Here is a 5,494-nt window from a genome sequence, read left to right on the forward strand (position 1 = left end):
CTCTACTCATTTTTTGCGAGCCTTTGCTTTCCGTTATCGGCCGTCTCGCATGTAATCTCGACTGAACCGTGGCGGCTGGCAAAATTGAGAGAAACTCTTTTGCCTCCGACGAATGCGGCCACAGGTGGCAACCGGCAATGCGGTCGCGCCGAACAGCCCACCAAGAATGATTGAGGCGGCGACGAGCGGCACATCCCAGAATCTACGGCCAAAACTTGAATAAAGCGCTTAAGCGGAAAATCCGCTTCAAGCTGGCGCTTGCGGTCGACGATGTCGTCGGCCGAGATCGAGATCCAGCGCAAGGGTTAATCGCTGCGCATAATCTTTGCCGGCTGCATCGAAAGCTTTTCGAGCAGCTGGTGGATGGGCCTCACCACGTCAATACCCTGCAGACAGGCGTCCATCGCTGCCTTTCCGTTTTCTCGGTCTGACGATGAAGATCATGCAGCAGGATAGCGGCAGCATCACTAACATTGAACACGATGCGCTCTGAGCTATGGCGGCTAACCCGAACACGACCCGCTTCTCAAATCTGCTAAATCTCGACGCAATGCCGTCTCGACGTACCCCGCGCCTGGCCATTGCCTCAAACGTCGCCGCGAACACCCGCTCCTTCTCCTCCCGAAACCAGCGCCGGCGCCGCTCGACCGACGTGATGCTTCGTCACAGGGCTACTGCCAGTGCTTGCACAAGGATTTGCGGCCTTCAGCCTACCTGAGCAAGGCGGCCGTCCCCGTCGAGATTCGAGACAACCAGGCCATCGCCGCCAAGGTGCCGGTCTTGCTATTCGAGTACCTGCTTCTGACCAAACGGCTTCGCAGCAATGCCAGGAATGTCGTCAATCCGGACAGGTTTCCCGATCAAATAGCCCTGAGCTTCATCACATCCGACGCGGCGCAGACAGTCGAGCTGTTCGGGAGTTTCGACGCCTTCGGCCGTCACCTCAATTCGAAGCTCATGCGCCAACTCAACCAATGATCTCACAATCGCGGCGCAGTCCGCATCGGTGAGCAGATCCTGGACAAAAGATCGGTCGATCTTGAGCCGCGAAAGAGGCAATTTCCGAAGATAAGTGAGTGATGAATAGCCAGTACCAAAATCGTCAAGAGCAACTGTTACGGACAGCGAACTTAACGATTGTAATAACGAAATTGTTTCTTCAAAATTCGAAATTAGAACATTTTCTGTAATCTCGACCTCCAGTCTCCGGGGCTCCAAACCGGCTTCAGCCAAGGTCTCTAAAATTCCATCTAGCAAGGCTTTGTTTTTAAGCTGCACTGCCGACAAGTTGACGGAGACCCGCAAGTCGCGCGGCCAGCGCGCAGCCGCCGAACAAGCCGTTTTGACAGCCCAGTGTCCGATGGAGTGAATCAAACCCGTTTCTTCGGCGATAGGTATGAACTCCGAGGAAGGGATCGCGCCAAGGGTCGGATGCTGCCACCGCAGAAGCGCTTCAAAACCTCGGATGCGATCGCTCGCGAGATCGAGAAAGGGTTGAAATGCAAGCCAAAGCTGGTCACTGGCGAGCGCAGATGCAAGATCGCGTTCAAGGGCATGGCGCCTTGTGGCAGCTTCATCGTCGTTTGCGCTGAAAAACTGGATGGAACCCGTCCCCAGCGTCTTGGCCCTGTGTAGCGCGGTGTCGACGCAGCGCAGGAGTTGATTGGCATCCAAACCATCAGTGGGCGCCAAGGCGATACCGATAGAGGCCCTGCAATATATTTGGCGTGCTTCAATCATGAAAGGGGTGCGCATGCCATCTATGATCTGTTGGGCTAAGGACCTGATTTGATCTGGCCTAATATCGCACGTGACGATTATAGCAAATTCGTCGCCCTCCAATCTCGCGATGCCATCGCTCTCCCGCGTCGATTTCCGAAGTCTCGCAGCCACTTCGACCAAAAGGGCATCCCCTATTGCGCGGCCAAAGCGATCGTTCACCTCGTCGAAATTGTTAAGATCGAACAAGAGTAACGCAAAGTGCTGGTCAAACTGCTTTGCGTCCACCAACGCGTTTTCCAGCCGCTCGTTGAAGCTGAACCGGTTTGGCAAACTCGTTAGAACATCCCTGCGAATGGCATTTTCGCTTTCCGCTTGCAGAATGCAGCGTCGGGTAAATTCGGACGCGTGAGCAAGCACGGCACGAAACAGCGTGATGGCGTAGCTCACCATCAGGATTGCGACGGGCACATTGACGGCTCCATCCAGCCACACAATCGCAACCGCTGAACCGACGAAAATCGGCAGCGTATACGCGATGGCCGCAATAGGAATCGTGGAAAAAGAAGCGGCACCGCCTGCGATCATGCCAGCGCTCAGGCAGGTAATGACAACCTGGGCGGCACTCGTTGCTCCTCCGAAGAACAGAACGGGAAGTGCACCCCACCAAGTGCCGAACAGGAAGGCGTTTCGCACCAGGTTTTGCGTTGTCCGGCGAGACACTGACCTTGGTTTGACTGACTGAAACGATGATCTCGCTCTTAGGCCTACGAACCCAGCGGCGGCGATGATCACACTCGCCCAGAGGATGGCTTTCGTCTGGTCGGGCGAGCCCCAAACCGCCATGACAAAAGTGGCCGCATTGAGTATATTCGCAACCATGCCAAGAAGCGTGCTGCGAAGCACGATACTGACCTGCTCCGCCCTGATGCGGCCGGCAAGCGGTTCGATCGTTGAGGGCCCGCCAAAAACACGCAGGTCTCCCGCCAGAAGGTCGCCGAGCCTTGCGGCAGACAGACGCTGCATCACTCCTTCACTCCCCCGCGGTAGAGTGGTCAGCTGCGTATTGGTCGGTCCCCTAACACCGAACAATTCTGAAAAAGTAAATTTCAACCGCAAATTTGGACAGCCCAGTTGGGAAGCCAGGGTTTCGGAAATTTCGAAGATAGTGAAAACGCGATGCTCCCTTAGGTCATCGCCGAGCTAGCCTGATCCAGGTTTTCGCAATTATGCCCCGTTAGCCCTTCGCCTTGTATTCGGTTAACCAAAAGAACCGCAGGCTTTGCTGCCAAACCACGCTGGCACAGAAAATCTACACTATGCGCCTTGAGGACCTTCGGCTTCCCCTGTCGGATCAGCCGGGCAGCATCGTTATTGTCCGGTAGCCCCCTGCAGCCATGCTGAGCTCTCACCCTTTGAAGGCTGGCAACTCGACGAGCCGTCCCGAGGTCCGGCAGACACAGGAGGCCTTCTCCACGATCATGTCAGCGCTGCGGGACGTAGGCGAGTTCGCTGTGGATCGCAGACATGCCGGTCTCGATCTGCTCGAAGGCGAAGCCGGAGATCCCGCCTTTCAAACGGCACCTGGCCAACAAGCAAGCGGGACGATCAGGCGGCCGCCTTTTTGCGGCTCCTCTTTACCGGTGCGGCCTGTTGGGCCTCATTGGGTTTTCTGCCGAGGCCCATGGTCTTCGCCAAAGCTGAGCGCGCGGCGGCATAGTTCGGGGCAACCATCGGATAGTCTGCCGATAGTCTCCATTTCGCCCGGTATTCTTCGGGCGTCAGACCATAGTGGGTCGCAAGATGCCGCTTCAGCGACTTGAACTTCTTTCCGTCCTCCAGGCTGATGATATAGTCCGGCGTGACCGACTTCCTGATCGGGACTGCAGGCTTGAGCTCCTCGGGCTTGGCGGCCGGACCGCCCATCGTGCCCTGCAACGCGGCATGCACGTGGTCGATCAGGGCCGGAAGCTCACCTACCGGGAGTGGATTGTTCGACACATAGGCCGACACGACTTCGGCGGTAAGCTCGATGAGGGCGTCAGTATTGTTTTCGGCTTCTTCTGTCACGCAATGCTCCTGTTTTGATAAACGGCGGCGGATCGGTTTTATTAATGATGGCAGCCACAGAATGCAATCAAAGTCAGGGCTCCCGTAGCACTGGGTCCCAAATTGCGGGCCGAGGCACACGATGGTTCTACCCTGATGCCGACAGCTTCCGGCAAAAAATCGGTCGGACCCGCCGAGGGGTTTTGCGGTTCATGAAACTGCTTTCGAGCAGAATGGGTTTCGTTTCGCCGCCTTTGACGGCCTCGAAAATCAACCTGCGCTGCGCATCTTCCCACAACCTCCCCTAGGCACCTGCGCCAAGGAGAAATCTTCGATCCAGCCCCTTGAACCGTCTCGGTCCGGACAGCACATTGCGATGGTTGCCGAGGAATGCTCGTGCAAAGCAGGGGTTCGCCAAGTGGGAGGAGCGCATGGATGCAGAGGACTTCGGGAGCCCTATTTTCGTGAAGCGTGCGACCTACATCGTCCAAGAGATTGCGAGCCTCGCGGACGCCATCGATTTCCTCAACGACTGGCCTGAGGATCAAAGAGATATGACCCACCAGAGCGCCCTTGAGGCCTGCTATGACGCAGAGGAAGGGCACAAACCGTTAAGCGCCGCACACCATGGTTTTATCGATTTCGCCAGGCAGGTCGCCATCCTGGAAGATCCAATCTCTGCCATGCAGTGGATCGCCGCCTGCAAGAAGCGGCGCGCGTAGGGACGGGTGGATTGTAGCCAAACTTGGGGGTATTCCGTTCAGATTTTCACCGAGCGCGGACAAGGGCGGAAGAATCTCCATCATCGCTGGTAATTCCGGAAAACCGGGATGACAGTGCTTATGGCGATCGGATAGCCGCCGAGGCATCGAGTTGGGCTTTCGGGTTATTCGCCTGTTTCTGTCTCCTGGGTTGAGGCATAAAGCTGGGCCGAGCGGACCTTGCCGCACGACCGAGGGGAACGGTGAGTTGAGCAGATTTGAGCGGCCGGTCGTTGTCCAGCTGAGCCGCCACGCCGCGGAGCGCGTCGTGTTCGATGTCAATGACGCGGCCACGATCTTGCTGCGGGATCTCACGCGTGAAACGGAAAAGCGCAAGGCAGCGATGGACGCGTGTCTGCGCGTGTTGCGCGGTGAGAGCCATCCACCGGCCGCCCGCAGAGCTTTCGTCGCGGCCGCGCTTGAAGCAAAGATCCTGCGCGGCGATTGAAACTTGCGGCGCCCATTTGCGTCACTCCCTCTCTCCATTGCGATTGCCAGCGCCATGATCGCGCCTGGCGTAAGCCGAGCGATTGCGCGCTAGCTCCGTCGGGCCAGCAGCGAGCGCGGTTCTGCTTTCAAGGCGTCGCAATTCGGGTGCGCGGCTGAGCAGGCGCCGTTGGCTTGGCGTCTTCGGGCCGTGTCGTGGTTGCGACCTCTGAGGATCGCACGGGTTCGCAGGCTCACGGCAGCAAGCTCACCTGAACAACCAGCCAGCTGCGGCACAGAGCCTCGGCGTTCATCCAGTTCGCAAGATCGGCATGCACCGGCGCTGTCCATCAGGAGCAACCCAACCCCGCTCTTCTGCGATGGCTTTCCTGGTCCTGTTCCGGATCTTCCACGATCAACCCTCAAGGGGTCCGCTAGCTGTGAGCTTTCGGGAGGTTGTCCATTCGGACCGGACCGAGGAGACTGGAGTTACCACGCTTCAGCATCCATCGGAGGATCCGAATGAACATCCATAAGAA

General features: G+C 57.5%; 4 protein-coding genes. 2 read left to right on the forward strand and 2 right to left on the reverse strand.

The features are described from left to right. Positions 1-783: 783 nt before the first annotated feature. Together EOA24_RS25955 and EOA24_RS25960 are read right to left on the reverse strand one after the other, a co-directional pair. Positions 784-2,745: an EAL domain-containing protein gene (locus EOA24_RS25955; protein WP_127410208.1), complete on the reverse strand. Its 1,962-nt coding sequence runs from the start codon at positions 2,743-2,745 to the stop codon at positions 784-786. 582 nt (positions 2,746-3,327) lie between these two features. Further along, positions 3,328-3,789: a MucR family transcriptional regulator gene (locus tag EOA24_RS25960; RefSeq protein WP_127410205.1), complete on the reverse strand. Its 462-nt coding sequence runs from the start codon at positions 3,787-3,789 to the stop codon at positions 3,328-3,330. 410 nt (positions 3,790-4,199) lie between these two features. Here EOA24_RS25960 and EOA24_RS25965 point away from each other — a divergent pair, with 410 nt between their 5' ends. After that, positions 4,200-4,490, forward strand: coding sequence for a DUF982 domain-containing protein (locus EOA24_RS25965; RefSeq protein WP_127410206.1), 291 nt, complete (start codon positions 4,200-4,202; stop codon positions 4,488-4,490). Positions 4,491-4,737: 247 nt separating this feature from the next. Continuing rightward, positions 4,738-4,977: a DUF982 domain-containing protein gene (locus tag EOA24_RS25970; protein ID WP_127410207.1), complete on the forward strand. Its 240-nt coding sequence runs from the start codon at positions 4,738-4,740 to the stop codon at positions 4,975-4,977. Positions 4,978-5,494 lie beyond the last annotated feature (517 nt).

Source organism: Mesorhizobium sp. M2A.F.Ca.ET.039.01.1.1 (assembly GCF_003998035.1).
Lineage (GTDB): Bacteria > Pseudomonadota > Alphaproteobacteria > Rhizobiales > Rhizobiaceae > Mesorhizobium.

Coding starts and splice junctions, on each gene's coding strand:
- EOA24_RS25955 (WP_127410208.1), bottom strand. CDS start 2,745: ATGCAGCGTCTGTCTGCCGCAAGGCTCGGCGACCTTCTGGCGGGAGAC.
- EOA24_RS25965 (WP_127410206.1), top strand. CDS start 4,200: ATGGATGCAGAGGACTTCGGGAGCCCTATTTTCGTGAAGCGTGCGACC.